At 43.5% G+C, this 16262-nt stretch carries 15 protein-coding genes; 8 read left to right on the top strand and 7 right to left on the bottom strand.

Going from position 1 to position 16262, the window contains the following annotated elements; genetic code table 11:
- Positions 1 to 82: 82 nt before the first annotated feature.
- Positions 83 to 2077: a serine hydrolase domain-containing protein gene (locus tag AOU00_RS12390; protein WP_069290730.1), complete on the bottom strand. Its 1995-nt coding sequence runs from the start codon at positions 2075 to 2077 to the stop codon at positions 83 to 85.
- 218 nt (positions 2078 to 2295) lie between these two features.
- A complete protein-coding gene (locus AOU00_RS12385) occupies positions 2296 to 3384 on the bottom strand; it encodes a GntR family transcriptional regulator (RefSeq protein WP_061829743.1) in 1089 nt (362 codons plus the stop codon).
- A 629-nt stretch (positions 3385 to 4013) separates the two neighbouring features.
- Between AOU00_RS12385 and AOU00_RS12380 the strand changes: the two genes are divergently transcribed.
- From AOU00_RS12380 to AOU00_RS27465, 6 genes are all read left to right on the top strand, one after another.
- Positions 4014 to 5627: a xylulokinase gene (locus tag AOU00_RS12380; RefSeq protein ID WP_061829744.1), complete on the top strand. Its 1614-nt coding sequence runs from the start codon at positions 4014 to 4016 to the stop codon at positions 5625 to 5627.
- 1 nt (position 5628) lies between these two features.
- Positions 5629 to 6324 (top strand): L-ribulose-5-phosphate 4-epimerase, encoded by a 696-nt coding sequence (locus tag AOU00_RS12375; RefSeq protein WP_069290729.1) that lies wholly within the window; start codon positions 5629 to 5631, stop codon positions 6322 to 6324.
- Positions 6325 to 6363: 39 nt separating this feature from the next.
- Positions 6364 to 7788, top strand: a complete 1425-nt coding sequence (araA, locus tag AOU00_RS12370) for an L-arabinose isomerase (RefSeq protein WP_069290728.1) — start codon at positions 6364 to 6366, stop codon at positions 7786 to 7788.
- 274 nt (positions 7789 to 8062) lie between these two features.
- On the top strand, positions 8063 to 8719 hold the full coding sequence (locus tag AOU00_RS12365) for a P-loop NTPase family protein (protein WP_237166367.1): 657 nt from the start codon (positions 8063 to 8065) through the stop codon (positions 8717 to 8719).
- A gap of 361 nt (positions 8720 to 9080) precedes the next feature.
- Positions 9081 to 10580 carry a malate:quinone oxidoreductase gene (locus AOU00_RS12360; protein ID WP_061829748.1) on the top strand — a complete coding sequence of 500 codons (1500 nt, stop codon included), beginning with the start codon at positions 9081 to 9083 and terminating at the stop codon, positions 10578 to 10580.
- Positions 10581 to 10873: 293 nt separating this feature from the next.
- The gene (locus tag AOU00_RS27465; RefSeq protein WP_257785378.1) at positions 10874 to 10999 is read left to right on the top strand and encodes a hypothetical protein; all 126 of its coding nucleotides are present in this window, start codon (positions 10874 to 10876) and stop codon (positions 10997 to 10999) included.
- 60 nt (positions 11000 to 11059) lie between these two features.
- On the opposite strand, the gene AOU00_RS12355 is transcribed toward AOU00_RS27465, so the two are convergent.
- Positions 11060 to 11806: an SDR family oxidoreductase gene (locus tag AOU00_RS12355; RefSeq protein WP_061829749.1), complete on the bottom strand. Its 747-nt coding sequence runs from the start codon at positions 11804 to 11806 to the stop codon at positions 11060 to 11062.
- A 185-nt stretch (positions 11807 to 11991) separates the two neighbouring features.
- Between AOU00_RS12355 and AOU00_RS12350 the strand changes: the two genes are divergently transcribed.
- Positions 11992 to 12915: an AraC family transcriptional regulator gene (locus AOU00_RS12350; protein WP_061829750.1), complete on the top strand. Its 924-nt coding sequence runs from the start codon at positions 11992 to 11994 to the stop codon at positions 12913 to 12915.
- A 67-nt stretch (positions 12916 to 12982) separates the two neighbouring features.
- On the opposite strand, the gene AOU00_RS12345 is transcribed toward AOU00_RS12350, so the two are convergent.
- Both AOU00_RS12345 and AOU00_RS25830 read right to left on the bottom strand, forming a co-directional pair.
- A complete protein-coding gene (locus AOU00_RS12345; RefSeq protein WP_216637470.1) occupies positions 12983 to 13213 on the bottom strand; it encodes a hypothetical protein in 231 nt (76 codons plus the stop codon).
- A gap of 61 nt (positions 13214 to 13274) precedes the next feature.
- Positions 13275 to 13766 carry a MerR family transcriptional regulator gene (locus AOU00_RS25830; protein ID WP_081330706.1) on the bottom strand — a complete coding sequence of 164 codons (492 nt, stop codon included), beginning with the start codon at positions 13764 to 13766 and terminating at the stop codon, positions 13275 to 13277.
- A 189-nt stretch (positions 13767 to 13955) separates the two neighbouring features.
- Between AOU00_RS25830 and AOU00_RS12340 the strand changes: the two genes are divergently transcribed.
- Entirely contained in the window at positions 13956 to 14531 is a 576-nt protein-coding gene (locus tag AOU00_RS12340; protein WP_069292041.1) for a histidine phosphatase family protein, read from the top strand.
- A gap of 91 nt (positions 14532 to 14622) precedes the next feature.
- Here AOU00_RS12340 and AOU00_RS12335 read toward each other — a convergent pair whose 3' ends face one another.
- Together AOU00_RS12335 and AOU00_RS12330 are read right to left on the bottom strand one after the other, a co-directional pair.
- The gene (locus AOU00_RS12335) at positions 14623 to 15690 is read right to left on the bottom strand and encodes a DUF4367 domain-containing protein (protein ID WP_069290727.1); all 1068 of its coding nucleotides are present in this window, start codon (positions 15688 to 15690) and stop codon (positions 14623 to 14625) included.
- Positions 15651 to 16241 (bottom strand): RNA polymerase sigma factor, encoded by a 591-nt coding sequence (locus tag AOU00_RS12330; protein WP_061829755.1) that lies wholly within the window; start codon positions 16239 to 16241, stop codon positions 15651 to 15653. The genes AOU00_RS12335 and AOU00_RS12330 overlap by 40 nt, the downstream gene beginning before the upstream one ends.
- Positions 16242 to 16262: the final 21 nt, after the last annotated feature.

Genomic DNA, 16262 nt, shown 5'->3' with positions numbered 1-16262 from the left:
AGAAAACCCCCAGTTTGATCGGGGGTTCAGGAAACCTTATATAAAGTATCATTATCTTACTTTTTCTGGTTAACCTTTTGAATTAGTGACTGATTGGCAACGTATAGTAATTAAATGCTTGATCTAACAAGGCACTGGCTTCTTGACGCTTCAAAAGCTGTTTCGAGCGGAAGTTTATGGAGCCGTCTGAGTTGATCTTGGTATCCGGGTCCATGATACCTTGGGAAACAAGAGCTGTGACTGCTTTAACTGCCCAAGCATCCGTTTCGCCACTCAATTTAACCTTAGTTCCAGGCTCAACCTGTTTCAGGTTCTCGATCATTACCGCCGCCATTTGTCTAGTGATAGGAGAATTAGGCTGATAATTACGTAGTCCGGCCATCATCTGCTTCTTATTCGGTTCAATCATGAAGGGTTGTTTATACCACCCATGGGCGCGCAGCAGCACTTCTGAGAATTCTCCCTGAGTCATCGTTCCTTTCGGATCGAAGAGGTTGGCTGACTTTCCGCTCATAACTTTCAAAGCATTAAGATTGTTTATATATGAAATATATTTACTGTCCGCAGGTACATCAGAAAATGGTGAATCAATGTTTATTTTTTGCGCATAAGCAACGAGGTCTGGGAGCTGCATGTAATACAAATATGCAATATGGCCTGCTTCATTTTTATTAAACGTCAATTTATTACCTGATTCATCTTCAAATAATAAAGGGTGGATCATTTTTAGTGTATGTTTGCCTGATGTTCCTGTCTCCATTATTAATTTCCCGTCCGAATACGAAACCTTCGTCCTTAAGGCAGCGATACGCGTATTTTGGTATAATCCCACGTAGTTTTGGGCCTGCTGCTCACTTATTGCCGCGTAGGTTGACTTTGGAACTTCTGATTTTCTCGGATAATAATGATTCATAAATTCTTCATACACGTCAAGACTCATCATGGAGTCGTTATTGTAGGACATATACATCGCTGTATTCTTCTCAGGCAGAATAACAACCAAGGAAGAATGCCCTGTAACATTTCCTCCTTTTAGAATCACATGCTGATTATTCATCTTCTCTTTAAAGTAGCCTTCGAATCCAATTGTTGTAACCGGGAACTCCTTGTCAGGGAATAATTGGTACGTGTGCATTTGCTCTATGCTCTTTGGACTCACCACTTCTTTACCTTTGTACTTGCCTTTGTTCAGGTGCATCATGAGGTACTTCGCCATGTCATCTGCTGTTGAAACCATACCGCCTTCAGGTTTTTCCGTTGGTTTAAACCCGTCCAAGGGTATCAATTCACCTGTTGGTCCATAGTGAGCAGCCATTCTGCTTAACAATTGGGGGGTAAACCGCACACTCGTCGAAGTCATGCCTAACGGTTTGAAAATATTCTTTTCCATATATCGGGAATATGACATGCCCGTTACGTTTGCTACTGCATATCCGGCTAGCATGAAACCAAAATTGTCATAAGTGTACGCTTCTCCTGGAGGCCTGACAACAGTTGGCATATTTGATGCAATGTACTTCTTCATTGGAAAATATTTGTCCGCGTATTCTGGATGCATTTCCATGAGAATATCTGGTTCATCAAATCCACTTGAATATGTAAGTAGATCAAACATCGTCAGTTTTTTTCCTGTTTTATTCGGAACCTTTATTCCTCCTAAATACTCTTGGATATCGTGTTTTAAATCCATTTTCCCCTTATCGACCAACTGCATAGCTGCCAATGCAGTGAATGACTTTGTAACAGAGCCGATTTGGAAAACGGTATTTTTATCAACAGGAATTCTTTTTTCCCTGTCGGCATAACCGTAACCTTTGCTTAGCAACACTTTCCCACCCGTGACGACCACAAAGTTAGAACCAACTGTATTAAACTTCTTCATCTTGTCCGCAAAAACACCATCTGCAAAAGCTTCTAGTTCCTTGGCATTTCGCGGCCCCTCCAAGCTAGCCTTTTCAGATGCAACTGGTGCGTTAACGGGTGCGACAACTGACGCGCCGTTGGGTGCCATACAGGCGGTAGTTATCGTAGCAGATAACAGTAGAACCACGAGATTGGTGTGAATCATTTTTTTCATGAATGATTTCTCCTTGAAATGTATTTTTGCCTCATAGCGTCCGGCAAAACCAAGTATGGCAAAGGACTTGTCATACCAACAAGTTACATTTCGTCACCGACCCATACCAGTCACTTCAAAGTGTCATATGACAATTAGGCACTAGGTGCCTAGTGTTCAATGGTAATATCGTTTTTGGGTGTGTCCATTTGATTGTTCACAATGAATGTTGGACCCCTTCACTTCAGTTTCTTCTTTACCGTCTCTCCTTCAATTAACACAGGTTGATAATAGGTGTGGTTGCGTAGATCTTTCTTCCCTTGCAGTTTCTTGATAACCCAATCGGCGGCATCACGTCCCATTTGTTCCTGTGGGTGTGTTAATGTCGTTAGTTTGATGTTTGCATTCTTGGAAATATAGGAATTATCTTGACCAATAATGGATATGTCTTCAGGAACAGATATACCAAGTTGTCTGCATACATGTACAACTTCTAATCCTACCTCGTCGTTATAGCAGACAATTGCGGATAACCCGTCTCTTTGTTCGGTTAGGAATTTTTTTAAGTTGGTGGACAGGTCTTGCTTCGTCTCTGTATAGAATGAGAGCACTTGCTCTGGGTAAAACCGTAATTTGGCTTCTCCAAGCGCCTTGATATAGCCCTTCATTCGATGCTTCCCTTGTAAATCGTCCATTTTGGCAATAATACCAATGTGTGTGTGTCCGTTAGCAATCAATTCTTTTGTTGCCAGATAGCTGGATTGTACGTCATCGAGACAAAAGAATGGAACCTCCAACTCTTCATAATAAGCATTAATCATGATGAACGGAACATCCTGCTCCTTGAACGTCAGATAGTAAGAGATATTGGGATTATATAGATTGCTCTTCGTAGGCTCAATAATCAAGCCATCCACACCAAAGGACAACATCATCTCCAAAGCTTTCTTTTCCTGTGCGACATCATTATTTGTACTAGCTAATAGCAATGAATAATTATCTTCATTTAATCTGGCTTCAATCCCGCGAATAATAGAAGGGAAGATGTAATCGGAAATGTAGGTTGTGATGACTCCGATGGTTTTATTACTGGAATTCCCGCCGTTTTTTGATCGAAATTGGTTACTGACATAAGTGCCCGATCCTTTTTCACTTCTTAAAAAACCCTCGTTGGATAGTTCTAAAATTGCCTTACGTACCGTCTGGCGGCTAACTTTATACATATCCTGCAAAGCCGATTCCGTTGGAATTTGTTCTCCTACGCTGTATGCTCCTGATAGAATGTTGCTCTTTATATCCTCAAGGATGACCTGATACTTTGGTTTCACTTTATTCCTTCTTTCCTGGTTGTCCTAATACTAATTTACCTACCCATAATATTTGTATGTACATATCTTAGCATAATTATGAACTATTATAATCGATAGCCTAACATGTATAAATACTAAAGGCCAAGTGGGGCAAGTTGTACCCGAAGGAGATGCGGTCCTGGGTTTGCCAACGATGTTTTATATCAGAAGCTGCTTGAAGCCCATATTACGTTATTGTCACACACCTAATAAACCTAAAAGGCGAAAAAAGGTTGAGCAGATTTTATCTTGCTCAACCTACATTCATAAATACAAATTCCTATTATCAAAAACTGAAAAAACATTAAAAAACAATGGTAGGCATTTGTATAATATGCTTTTCAAAGGGCGGAATTGCTAATCACCGCTTTAACACAAGTGGCAAGAATACTTCGTCCACAATCTCAGCAATCGTCTGACACCTCTCCTCGGTCAACGGCTCGCTGTAGCACTAATAATGGGTTCATGAGAATATTTGTAGGTATAACTATGTATTCACGTTGACAAATGTACGAACAAAAAATATACTAAGGTTGTAAATTAAAGAAAGCGCCTTCTTTCAATTATTGCGATTATAACAGTTGTTCAGAGAGAGGAGTAACGTGAGCATGGATCAAGACATTAAACAAGCGATTACTAAGGGAGAAACCTCACTTGGTATCGAATTTGGATCCACACGTATCAAGGCAGTGCTGATTGATCATCATTTTGAAACCATCGCATCTGGAAGCTATGAGTGGGAAAATCTCTTGGTGGACGGTTATTGGACGTACAACTTAGAGAGTATTATTACGGGTCTGCAAGAGGCTTATAGTGAAATGAAGCAAGAGGTTGAACGAAAATATGGGATTACCCTTCGTACCGTTGGTTCTATAGGATTCTCTGCAATGATGCACGGCTATATGGCTTTTGACAGCAAGGGCGAGTTGCTTGTTCCGTTCCGGACTTGGCGGAATGCGACAACCAGTGCCGCAGCAAAAGTTTTAACTGATAAATTCCAATTCAACATTCCTGAGCGATGGAGTATTGCTCACCTGTATCAAGCTATATTGAACGAAGAGCAACATGTCCCTCAGATTGATTTTATGACGACGTTAGCTGGATATATTCACTGGCTGCTGACTGGCAATAAGGCTATTGGCGTCGGGGATGCTTCGGGCATATTCCCAATTGATGAGACTACACATGATTATAACGAATCGATGGTTAAGCAGTTCGATGAACTCATTGCAGCCAAAGGTTACGATTGGAAGCTAGAAGGAATTCTCCCTAAAGTTTATATTTCAGGCGAGCAGGCAGGTGTACTAACCGCCGCGGGAGCTAAAATCTTAGATAAATCCGAAGATTTACAACCAGGTATTCCGCTTTGTCCTCCAGAAGGTGATGCGGGAACAGGGATGGTCGCTACGAATAGTGTGAGAAAACGGACGGGCAATGTCTCTGTGGGAACCTCGGTTTTTGCCATGCTTGTATTAGAGAAGGACCTTTCAGCGGTATATCCGGAAATTGATCTGGTGACTACACCGAATGGTAATCCGGTCGGAATGGTTCATGCCAACAACTGTTCAAGTGATATCAATGCTTGGCTGGGATTGTTCCGAGAATTCTCTGAGGCAATGGGGCAAAAGGCGGATCCGAATCAATTGTTCAGTGTGCTGCTGAACAAGGCTTTGGAAGCAGATCCAGATGGCGGCGGTTTACTCAGCTATGGCTATTTGTCAGGGGAGAATATCACCGGAATAGAGAAAGGCCGGCCATTGTTTGTCCGCTCTCCTGAAAGCCATTTCAATTTGGCCAATTTCATGCGGACTCATCTTTTCACTGCGTTTGCTGCTTTGAAAATCGGAATGGATATTTTGACAAAGAAAGAAAATGTCGCAATTGACAGCATTCTGGCTCACGGTGGTTTATTTAAAACCCCTATCGTCGGACAAAAAATTGTTGCGGCTGCCATGAATGTCCCGGTATCAGTGATGTCAACAGCTGGAGAAGGTGGGGCGTGGGGGATTGCTATTCTGGCTTCTTACATGATGAACAAGGATCAACAAGAAAGTCTGGAAGACTTCCTCGACCAAAAAGTATTTAGAGATGCTGAGGGGCAAGAAATTTCTCCCGACAGTTCCGACGTTAAGGGATTTGAAGCATTCATGGAACGCTACACACAAGGCCTGGCGATTGAACAGGCTGCTGTAGATAATCTAGTGGAAAACTGGAGGAATTGACGTGTTAGAGCAACTGAAAGAAGAAGTATATCAAGCCAATCTGGATTTGCCTAAACATGGACTCGTGAAATACACCTGGGGTAACGTAAGCGCTGTTGATCGTGAAAGCAGCTTATTCGTTATCAAACCTAGTGGTGTTAGCTATGACACGATGAAACCTAGCGATATGGTGGTTGTTGATTTTGACGGTAATGTTGTTGAAGGAGAGATGAGACCTTCGTCAGATACACCGACTCACGCCGTACTTTATAAGCATTATGCAGAGATCGGCGGTATTGTACACACGCATTCGACTTGGGCGACCATTTGGGCTCAAGCAGGCTTGGATGTACCTGTAATGGGGACTACTCATGCAGACACCTTCTATGGTTCTGTTCCTTGTGCCCGTTTCTTGACACAAGAGGAGATTGATCGTGGTTACGAAGCGGAAACCGGCCGTGTCATCATCGAAACTTTTGAGCAGCGCGGGCTGGATATTTTAGCAGTGCCGGGTGTTCTGCTTAAGGGTCATGCTCCCTTCACTTGGGGCAAAGATGCAAAATCGGCAGTCATGAATAGCGTCGTGTTGGAAGAAGTTTCGAAAATGAATTTATTCGCACGAGAATTGAATCATTTTGCCGAAGAATTGCCGCAGCGCATTCTAGATAAACACTATTTGCGCAAACATGGGAAAGACGCTTACTACGGCCAAAAATAAGACGAACTAAACTAACAAACGAAGAGAAGAGGATGAATGATGTCAACAGTAGGTACAAAACAGTTCTGGTTTGTCGTAGGTTCACAACATCTGTATGGAGAAGAAGCATTAGCAGAAGTTAAAGCACACGCACAAGAAATGACCGATGCCTTAAATAAGAGTGGCGTTCTGCCTTATCCGCTTGTATTGCAGGATCTGGCGGTTAGTGCAGACAAAATCACCAATCTCATGAAAGAAGTCAACTATCGTGACGAGGTTGCTGGTGTCATCACTTGGATGCATACCTTCTCACCTGCAAAAATGTGGATTCGTGGTACTAAATTGCTGCAAAAGCCGCTACTTCATTTGGCTACACAGTATAATGAAAGCATTCCTTGGGCTACGATTGATATGGACTTCATGAACCTCAATCAGGCAGCTCATGGTGACCGTGAATATGGATTTATCAATGCTCGCCTGAAGAAACAGAATAAAGTGGTCGTAGGTTACTGGGAACGCGCAGAAGTGCAAAAGCAAATCGCAGAGTGGATGGATGTAGCGGTTGCTTATAACGAAAGCTTCAATATCAAAGTTGCCCGCTTTGGCGACAACATGCGTAACGTTGGCGTTACAGAAGGCGATAAGGTCGAAGCTCAAATTCAATTTGGATGGACCGTTGACTACTTCGGAATTGGCGACCTTGTTCAGTACGTCAATGCTGTGAAAGAAGAAGAGATCGATGCTTTGTTCGCGGAATACTCCGAACTCTATGAACTTGATTATGGTACTTACAGCAAGGAAGCTTGGGAAGCCAGCGTAAGAGTGCAAGCAAGCTATGAAATTGCCCTTAAACGGTTCCTGGATCATGGCGGCTATACTGCCTTCACTACGAACTTCGAAGACCTCTATGGTATGAAACAACTTCCTGGTCTTGCCGTTCAACGTTTGATGGCACAAGGATACGGCTTCGCCGGTGAAGGAGATTGGAAGACTGCAGCGCTCGATCGTCTGCTTAAAGTCATGAGCCATAACCAATCCACTGGCTTTATGGAAGACTACACCTATGAATTAGCGGCTGGTCAGGAATCGATACTTCAATCCCATATGCTTGAAGTTGACCCAACGTTGGCAAGCAACAAGCCTAAAATCATCGTTTCTCCGTTAGGTATCGGCGATCGTGAAGATCCAGCTCGTCTGGTGTTTGACGGCAAGGCAGGAGACGGTGTAGTTGTTTCCATGGCTGACTTTGGCACGCATTATAAACTGTTGATCAATGAGGTTACTGCATTTGAACCGACAGTTCCTGCTCCAAATCTTCCAGTGGCCCGTGTACTGTGGAATGTGAAGCCAAACTTCCAAGATGGGGTTAAAGCATGGATTGAGAACGGCGGCGGTCACCATACCGTGGTTTCCTTGAATCTAACCACAGACCAAATTGTTACTTATGCAAAACTGGTTAACCTGGAATACGTAATTATTAAGTAACTAGAAGATAGCCATCTACTAAAAGCATTGGGTCAGTCCTCAGGACCCAGTGCTTTTTATTGGTTTTCTAAGAATGTATAGATATGGGAAGGTTCCTAAGCTACCTGGCTCTGGCAAATCCACATTATCTAGACACATACATGACATGTTAAACACACATCAAATAGAATCGGAATTATTTTTAGAAGGGAACTTACGACATCCCGCTGATTATGAATCGGTTGCATGTATGCCGAACGAAGAACTTGATCGGCTCCGATCTATCTATTCTGAGGTGTTTCATTACATTGATCCGTTTGTATCTGTGAATGGCAACGACTCTTTAATCGCATATGCACTTGCGCAGCAATCAGCTCCAAATGGAATCCCTTCTAGTTTGTATGAGGAAATCCAGCGTTATGAAATTTACGATGGAGTACCCGTAGAAAAGCACTGCGAGTTGATGATTCAACGTTGGAAGTCTTTTGTTAAAGATCAGCGAGAAAAAGAAAAGTTGATAATACTCGAATGCTGTTTTTTACAGAACCCAGGGTGTGCATTACTTGCCCGGCATGATGCTGGAGAAGATCGTTTTACTCAGCATGTATTACAGATTGCGGAGCAAATTCAGGAGTTAAATCCAATTTTGTTCTATTTGAAGCAACCGAATGTGCATGAGACGATTGAGCGTGTTAAAACAATGAGATCTCAAGAATGGTTAGATTTCGCGATTTGGTACCATACCGAGCAAGATTATGGAAAGAACAAGGGGCTTTACGGATATGAGGGATATATTCAGTTCCTTGAACATCGACGAGAGCTAGAATTACAAATTATTGAGCAACTCCCTTTTCAATCGTTTATTATGAATAACTCCGATTATGATTGGGAGAATCAACAACAGACCGTTTTGAATATCATAATGAAGTATTTATTAGGGTCTATCCCGTAAAGACATATTTTACCGAATTATTCATATACATGGACTATTGATTAAATCATTGGAAATATTGTACTCTATATCATTTGCTTCTAAACGCTTTTTTGGTGTCTGTTATGACTGCTAGTAAGTGAAGCCCAAATAATACAGCGTGTTGAGATCCATTCTTATTATTTCTGCAAAGAAAATTCTCACTTTTTAGCAGAAATGATTTATAATTATCAGATAATAGACAATATAATTTTTAAAAGATTATATTTTAGTTATAATAGAGACAGAAAAGATATGTTCCTGAGTGGAGCCTTGCTTCTTGTATCACCTAAGCAGGAGGGCCTGCTCTTTTTTGCAAATATAAGAGATAAGGAAGGTTTTTATGAATAGCATTCAGAAAAAAACAGACATTATCTTAATTGGTGCCGGAGTCATGAGCGCGACTCTGGGATCATTGCTGAAAGAGTTAGCACCGGAGTGGGAAATTCAAGTGTTTGAGAAACTCGCAAACGCGGGAGAAGAAAGCTCTAACGAATGGAATAATGCAGGTACAGGCCATGCTGCACTGTGCGAACTGAACTATACATCCGAGAAGGCTGACGGATCTATAGATATTCGTAAAGCTGTAGACATTAATGAGCAGTTTCAGCTTTCAAGACAGTTTTGGTCTTTTCTTGTAAACAGCAATTTGATTCGTAATCCACAGGACTTTATCAAACCAATACCTCATATGAGTTTGGTAACAGGAGAGAAAAATGTATCTTTTTTGAAAAAAAGGTTTAAAGCGCTTTCAACTATTTCTCTGTTTCAAGGCATGGAATTTTCCGACGACCCTGAAAAGCTGAAGGAATGGATTCCGCTGATTATGGAAGGCCGTACATTGAATGAACCCATCGCGGCAACCAAAATCGACTCTGGAACAGATGTCAACTTCGGTGCTTTAACACGCATGTTGTTTGAGCATTTAAAAAGTAAAAACGTCGAGATTAATTACAAACATAGTGTAAAGGATATTAAACGTGTGAGCGACGGCTCGTGGAAGGTCAAGGTCCATAATCTGGATAACGGTAAAATCGAACACCATAATGCCAAATTTGTCTTTATCGGTGGTGGGGGTGGAAGTCTACCTTTGCTACAAAGAACCGGTATTCCTGAGTCCAAATATATCGGGGGATTCCCGGTAAGTGGACTATTTATGGTATGTAACAATCCTAAGGTTGTCGCCCAGCATCATGCAAAAGTATATGGTAAAGCTAAGGTTGGTGCTCCTCCCATGTCTGTTCCGCATCTGGATACAAGATATATCGGTAACCAAAAAGCACTGCTATTTGGACCGTTTGCCGGCTTCTCACCGAAGTTCTTGAAAACGGGCTCAAATTTGGATTTGATCGGTTCTGTAAAACCTAATAATCTCATTACGATGTTGGCCGCAGGCGCAAAAGAGATGGCATTGACTAAATATCTGATCCAGCAAGTGATGTTATCGAATGAAAAGCGTCTGGAAGAATTACGCGAGTTTATTCCGAACGCCAAAATCGAGGACTGGGGGATCGTGGTAGCAGGCCAACGTGTGCAGGTGATCAAAGATACGGAGGGTGGAAAAGGAACACTTCAATTTGGTACGGAAGTGGTTAGTGCCGCTGATGGTTCGGTAGCTGCACTGCTCGGCGCTTCTCCGGGTGCTTCTACTGCTGTTCACGTTATGCTGGAAGTATTGGAAAAATGCTTCCCACAACATATGGAAGAGTGGGAACCAAAAATCAAAGAGATGATTCCTTCTTATGGGGTGTCACTAGCGGAAAACCCAGAGCTTTACCAAGAAATTTACAATTCCACAACGGAGGTGCTGGGTCTGGGCGAAAAAGAACCGCTTCATCGTTAATTTTTGCATGGCTGGTAACTGGATCATCCCACTACTGTACAGGAATCTTACGATATATTTTAAAGTCGAATAAGCAACAACACCAAGCGGTGGGAAGCCCCCACCGCTAAAATGCTTGCTTAACAATACAAAATTTTGCAATCCTTGGGGTGGAAATAATTACTTAACGACCGTTCCCAATATGATAGGATGAAGCCAGACAGAAAAGAAAGCAGCACTATAGGCTCTATTCAGTTCCAGTTGTCCAATGAACTGGTGCAGCGGATTGCTACCCCGGCTTGGTTAAAACGCAGATGGGCGGGGAAAAGGCAGAGCTGTCGGTGGAGGATGGAGCGAAAACGGCGGTCCGACTGGCGACCCTCTCGGAGGATGGTCCAACGGGCGGATTCTATTACATGGATGAACAGCTTCCATGGTAAAGCTTTATGCTAAATAGATAGGGACGCACTCACAAGAGGAGGTGGCCCTATCTATTTATATTACATTTGTGCGGTTGGACGGATTACGATTTCGTTCACATCAATATCGGCCGGTTGTTCAATTGCGAATCCAATTGCACGGGCTATCGCGTCAGGTGTCATGGCTAGTTTATCCCGAATGGCAGCGAGTTGATCTCTCAATGCTGGATTGGTCATACCCTCCGTGAAATTCGTCTGCACAATACCAGGCGAAATGATGGTCACGCGCAGCTTGTCGCCAGCCTCCTGGCGCAATCCCTCTGAGATGGCGCGCACGGCGAACTTCGTACCGGAGTAGACCGACTGGTTCGGCACAGTCTTATGTCCTGCTACAGAAGCGATGTTCACGAAATGTCCGGAACCCTGCTTGCGAAAGATAGGCAACGCTGCGGCTATACCGTACAAAACGCCTTTAATGTTGACATCAATCATGTCCTCCCAGTCCTCGACACACAGATCTTCGAGAGGGGAAATAGGCATAACGCCAGCGTTGCTGACGAGAACATCCAGCTTCCCGTACCGTTCGCAAGCTAAATTAACGAGATTGCACAGATCCTCGCGCCGTCTCACGTCAGTGCGTGCATAAACAGCTTCGCCACCTCCATTGGAAATGCGTGTCGCTAGCGCTTCAAGGCGCTCCGCTCCGCGCGCTCCAAGCACGACTTTTGCTCCACGCTCGGCAAGCAACAGTGCTGTTGCTTCTCCAATTCCGCTGCTTGCACCTGTAATCACGACGACTTTGTTCTCTATTCTTCCTTCCAAATGCATAGCCCAATCCTTCTTCCTTTGATCTATTTGCCTTAGGCCCTCTGTTGGCCTTGCAAGTAAATTTTAAGTAGAATTCGATTGAGACAGGTAGACCGATCAAGTCCAATTCTTGCCTAATCCTATTCGGCGCGCATATAATTAGCACATCAATATTAGCGTTCAACGGAAAGGAAGGTGAAGCATGAATGATTTCGTCTCCGCCCCCCTCTGATATTTCTACGAATCTACAAGAACTGATTCATCTAATTGATCAACATGCGTCTTCGGATGGTACGTTTGTCTCGTCTGTGCCAGGACTTTATTTCAGACGTGCAAGCCATGTGTCCGAGCTGAATCATACGGTCCATATGCCCTCCCTGTACGTGGTTGCACAAGGCTCAAAGACAGCAATGCTGGCTGGAGAAAACTATGTGTACGATCCAACAACCTACATGGTCACATCAGTTCAACTTCCCGTAATTGGTAAAATAACTCAAGCCTCGTCGGAGCTTCCTTATCTAAGTCTTCAATTATCCATTACTCCAGACGTCATTTTGGACATTATCAAGAAGAGTCCTCCTCAAGGTACCGTAAAGACTGGACGCGGCATACTAGTGAGCCAATTTGACCCTCTGCTGCTTGATGCGCTGCTTCGGCTTGTCAGACTTTCGGGTACGCCTGCGGATATTCAGTTTCTTGCGCCGCTTATCACGCACGAGATCCTTTATCGTGTATTACAAGGTGAGCAGGGGGCTTTAATCAGGCAATTTGCCGTAGTTGGTAGCTATGCACATAGCATCTCCCAAGCGATCCATCTGATAACCCGCGATTACTCTAAGCCTCTTGTGATTGAAGAATTGGCGAAGGAAGTAAACATGAGCCCTTCTTCCTTACACAAGCATTTTAAAAAGGTAACGGCTATAAGTCCTCTGCAGTATCAGAAGGCCATTCGACTGCAGACTGCACGCCGCTTACTGCTCTCGGAGGGATTGGAAGCCGTCGATGCAGGCTTTCGCGTCGGCTATGAGAGCCCTTCGCAGTTCAGCCGGGAATATGGACGCATGTTTGGGCGTCCACCGATGAGTGATGTTAAACATTTGCGCAATTCCCTTAGTGTCTCAGTTGATTGAGAGATTCTTCGGGTGATCTGGAGGAGGCCCAGAGCAAGTTGTCTTTGGTCTGGTCAAAGAGGATATATCACACCAACGGAAGTTCGTCGAGCCGTTCGTAAATCAACAATCCTTTCTCTTTCGCCACCCTTACCATTTCATCGGCACCCTGAGAGGGTCCTCCAACCCGAAGCACGGCGTTACAGTAATCAAGCAGGCGAATGGAAGACGGGTGAAAGATTTTGTTAAAGGTCTCATCTCCCAGAGCAGTGGAACCGGCTGTCGCGATAAGGGGCAAAGCATACCACTCTCCCAGCACCGGCATGTGACCAGCCTCGTAAACTTGAAGAGCAATTTCATTCATGTAGTTGACGTTCTTTTCAGACCTGGGGATTCGTACTGTACTTGTCGTAAAGATGTATCCGCGTTTGCAGACGGTTCGCCGTCCGATATTGCTCCCCCCAATTTTGCTCACTCTGCACGGTTTGGATAACATCCGCCAAATGGTTCCAATCGGAGCCAAAGGCCGACATTTCCATAGCATCTCGTATTGCATGCACTACGTGCTCCGTATGGGCAATTTTCTTTTGTAAAACATCGAGTTGTGCTTGCAACGAATGTCTGATCTCTCCGTTGGATGGCGATTCTGCATCTAAAATGTCCATTATTTTTTGAAGCGATAACCCTAGATACTTCAACATCTGAATCCGCTGTAATCTTTCCATATCCTTCATGTTGTACAGTCTTATGGATCCAGTGCGGTGACCTCCTGGACTCAGAAGTCCAATTTGATCGTAATATCGCAATGTCCTGACTGTTATCCCTGTACGTTTGGCAAGCTGTCCTGTCGTCAGACAGTTCTCTTTGTCCATTCATTGCTCACATCCAATTGATTGCTCTAGCATGTCGTTCTCAGTCAGTATAGCAAATGACGTAACGTCACCTTCAAGAAAGACTTATGCAATAAGAAACAAGAGAAAACTATCCTAGCAAAAGGTGACTTGGTAGTGAGTCACGAATATCATGTAATAAAAATTCATCAGCTCTTCATGGAGGATACTATGAAAACTTTCATTTACATGGTGAGACATGGCGAATCACCGAAGACGGAAGGAAATGAAAGAACAAGAGGTTTGACTGATAAAGGCAAGTCAGATGCTTTTCAAATAACTGAATTATTAAGAGGAGAGGGGAACGAGGTTTTCGTTTCAAGTCCATATCAACGGGCAATCCTAACCATTCAAGAATTAGCTCAATGCTCAGGACAAGAAGTTTTAATATTCGAGGATCTTAAAGAAAGAATTTTTTCTAGTGAAGACAACCGAATGCCCGATGATGAATTATTCCCTTTGTTAGATAAGTCATTTTCTGATCCCAACTTTTCTTTAACGGGAGGAGAGTCTAATGCAGTTTGTCAGAACCGAAGTATAACGGTCTTAAAGGAATTGTTAAAAATCTACCGAGGACGGAAAGTCGCATTAGGCACTCATGGAGCTGTGATGACTTTAATGATGGGGTATTATGACAAGCAGTACGATTTGAATTTTTTACTACACACATCCAAACCAGACGTATACAGAATGGAATTCAATGATCAGGAATTAGTTGAGGTAAAAAGATTGTGGAACATGCCGTAATAGTTTGTGAGGAAAAGGTATAAGGACTAATCTCCAAAAAGAGACCACTCTTAAAAAAGGATGGTCTCTCTTCAAAGCTTTTCCTTTATAGCTATTGCGGTGAACCGTTAAGCAAATCCTCGGCTATTTTTACCAGGTCTTCTTTGCTCAGCGGGCTGTCCTGGTTATCAGATATGTTGTAGTGTAAACGCCTTTTTTCATCGAGCCATCCCAGTCGATTTTTCCCTACCTCCAAGGGCGTGCTTGTTTCGCTTGCCCTGATGTAATAGGCCTTGGTTCCTTTGATCATCAGTTCCTCAGCCGAATCCTGTTCATTTTGCATCACGGTCGTCTTTGTGACTTCGGGAGCGTACTTGGTGACGGTGATGTTTACATAGTCATTTCCTCTTGCATACCGGGCAAAGGTGAAGTCTGACTTGCCCCAGCTCAGCTTTTGAATAAACAGATTTTCACCTTTCGGTGCGGCCTTGGCCTGTTGCATCAGTTTATCCGTTAAAGCCCGATATTCCTCTTTGTTCATCATCCCAGGATATGCAGCGACTGGATAGAGGTATCCGAAATCAAATCGGTAGCCATTCGGCAGATGAGTAGGATTGTGGAATAGTGGGGCTTCTGTACGCTTGATTTCATCCTGCAGACTGCTGAAGCTAGAAAGTTCAGTCGGTTTGTATGCAAACAGGACAGGATTAGACGAATTTCTTGGATTCATAGAATCGTCCTTAACGTAATAGGCGGCATACTCTCCAGGCTGTAGACGGTCTCTCACCTTTTCGTTCCACTGTGTGTAGGTGGTTGTATACGTTTGGGAAGCGTCCGTTTCGGCAGGTGTTTTGGCGGTATTTAATACGACATCGCCTTTGCCGTTACGTAATTCCAGATATTGCGAAGCGGCGTACCCAGTCACAGAGGCGCCTAATACAAAAAGTAAGATCATAATAGGAGCGGTGATGCGCGGTTGAAGACGCATTTTTACGATGAGTCCCTTTTTGGGTTTCGCCTTTTGGTAGACCTGTTCCATCACTTTGTCAGAGACGTCAAAGGCTTGTATTTTTAAGGCGTTCTCTGGCTCCGTCAACAAGTCCATATTTTTAAAGCCTTTGTCTTTCAGGTCGGTGTATTTCAGACCTTGTTCCTGAGTTCTGTCTTGTAATTCACGCATTTTGGGTCCTCCTTTATGGGCTCCATCATTTTTTTGAGCTTTGTTTTTGTTCTGCCGTATTTTTTCTTGATAGCTTCCTCGCTTTTGTTCATAATTTCCCCGATTTCTCCAAACGATTTTTCTTCAAAAATGCGTAGCACCAGCAGGTTTCGTTCTTCTGCATTCAGTTGGCCCAATGCCCGGCTTAGCGGTTCACTGAAAAGCTGACGTTCCATAACCTGCGCGGCGCTGTCTGAAGTCATGTTAGTTGAGGTAAACAAATTAATTCTAAATTTGCGCTGCAGATTCTTCCGGCGAATCAGGTTCAGGCAGTGATGATAAGCCATTTTATACAACCAGGAAGAAAACCCCATAGTCGGCTTGTACATATTAATTTTCTCAAAAGCTTTGACCAAAATATCCTGCACGGCTTCTTCTGCTTCATGCTCACTTCCTAACAGCCGCCAGCAATACACAAAAATCTGACGCTGATGCTCCTTCACAATGTAGGCGTAATCCTGGATCTCGCCAGCTTGGACCCGTTTAATTCTATATTCGATTTCCTCATTCAAAGATTTAGGCACCCCCTCTGA

This window comes from Paenibacillus polymyxa (assembly GCF_001719045.1).
In the GTDB taxonomy this organism is placed as follows: domain Bacteria; phylum Bacillota; class Bacilli; order Paenibacillales; family Paenibacillaceae; genus Paenibacillus; species Paenibacillus polymyxa_B.
This window is presented reverse-complemented; position numbering and strand designations above follow the sequence as displayed.